The organism is Pedobacter sp. MC2016-15, assembly GCF_026239695.1.
In the GTDB taxonomy this organism is placed as follows: domain Bacteria; phylum Bacteroidota; class Bacteroidia; order Sphingobacteriales; family Sphingobacteriaceae; genus Pedobacter.
In genome coordinates, this window is record NZ_JAPIVS010000015.1 from 1 (window position 1) to 958 (window position 958).

Annotated in this window: 1 protein-coding gene; it reads left to right on the forward strand. The window is 39.6% G+C overall.

Annotated features, from left to right (window positions below):
• Positions 1-167: 167 nt before the first annotated feature.
• Positions 168-958 (forward strand): IS3 family transposase (locus OQY15_RS22360; protein WP_265794390.1); only part of this gene is annotated, 791 nt, incomplete at its 3' end.

The following is a 958-nucleotide window of genomic DNA, read 5'->3' on the forward strand; positions in this document are numbered from 1 at the left end:
TGGAAGAAAAAGTACTCTGGAATGGACAATCAGGAGCTACGCCGTTTGAAAGAATTAGAGGAAGAAAACCGCAGACTTAAGCATATGTATGCTGAATTGGCCTTGGATAATAAGATTCTGAAAGACGTTCTTTCAAAAAAGTTTTAAAGCCCTGCCAGCGTAAAAACATGGTTGCCTATGTGGTGGAATACCATCAGATTAGCATTAGCAGGGCTTGTCGTGTAGCTTCTCTACCGAAATCCATGTATTACTATAAATCCAGAAAGGATGATTCAGAAACGATTACAAAGCTTCAGGAATTGGCTGAATCTTATCCGACGGAAGGTCAAGATTTATATTATGGACGAATTCGAACTCAAGGTTATAAATGGAACTATAAGCGTGTAAGACGGGTATATCTACTTCTGGGACTAAATCAGAGAAGAAAAGGTCGGAAGCGTTTACCGAAGCGTGTAAAAAATCCGCTAGTGCGTCCTTCGGCCCCGTTGCAGATGTGGTCTATTGACTTTATGAGTGACGTGCTTACCAATGGGAGAAAATTCAGAACACTAAATGTGATAGATGATTATAACCGGGAGGCTATTGCCATTGAAGTGGCTCATTCGATGCCTGCCATACGGGTAACAGAACTGTTGGAACGAATAATTCAAGAGCAAGGAAAGCCAAAAACTATCAGGACTGACAATGGCCCGGAATTTATAAGCAAGGAATTTAATACTTGGTGCAATACCAGGAATATTGAAATCCAATATACTCAACCAGGTAGGCCAATGCAGAATGGATACATAGAACGTTTTAACAGAAGTTTCAGGGAAAGCATTCTTGATGCATATTTATTTGAAGATATAATGCAAATACAAATCTTAGCTGAAGAATGGGTACAAGATTACAATTCTAAAAGACCACATGAAGCATTAGATGGTAAAACACCTCTAGGATATAGAGCAGAATGGAGCCT